The following is a 746-nucleotide window of genomic DNA, read 5'->3' on the forward strand; positions in this document are numbered from 1 at the left end:
GCAAGGGGGGGTAATGAGAGAAAGAACAAATATCATGCTAGATATAGGATTAAAGCAATCCTTACAACGGCTTTCGAATAAAACCAAAATGAGTCTAAGTGATCTTATTAACCAGAGATTATCAGGTTCACTTTCAGTTGAAGAACGCATTGGCGAAAAGCCTGAATGGATGAGAAACCTTGATCCCTATCTCGCCAATCACTTTTCAAATATTGAGTTACCGCTCCCTTCACCATTAAAAGAATACCAAGAAAAAATGGATGAGATAGATTCAATTATTAATGACATGATGGTTCTAAAGGAATATTTCAGAGCTAAGTTTTACGACGAAATAAAATAGGCACGCTATACGGAGGCGGAGAATTATGTTTTTTAAACGGTATTTAACGGAGAAGGAAATATACAAGGCAGCACTCCCAATTGTTAGGCTTCAAGGGAGAGTTAACACTTCATTACGTTTTTTATCCAAATACTCAGATGTAAACAAAAATGGATTAATTGCATTGCATCTTAATTTATTACATTTTATCTCATACAACATACACGGTGTAGAGTCTCTGAAAATCACTCAAGCAGGCATAAACAAAGCTGTACAACAAAGCCCTCACGCAGATGAAATAAAAAATATTGCGCAGGCAATAGGACGCAAAGGACCTGAGTACATCGAAGGATTAATTAGAAACCCATGGGGGAAGAAAAATGATAATCCACTAATATTTATAATGAGCATTGAAGAAAGTATAAAA

2 protein-coding genes are annotated in these 746 nt (G+C 35.7%); both read left to right on the forward strand.

The window, feature by feature from the left end; translation table 11 throughout:
* On the forward strand, positions 1 to 340 hold a 340-nt coding region (locus tag HGP28_RS18960; RefSeq protein WP_168837984.1), incomplete at its 5' end, for a hypothetical protein.
* Positions 341 to 365: 25 nt separating this feature from the next.
* Positions 366 to 746 (forward strand): hypothetical protein (locus HGP28_RS18965; protein ID WP_159225048.1); only part of this gene is annotated, 381 nt, incomplete at its 3' end.

It is taken from the genome of Vibrio agarilyticus (genome assembly GCF_012641465.1).
Classification (GTDB): domain Bacteria; phylum Pseudomonadota; class Gammaproteobacteria; order Enterobacterales; family Vibrionaceae; genus Vibrio; species Vibrio agarilyticus.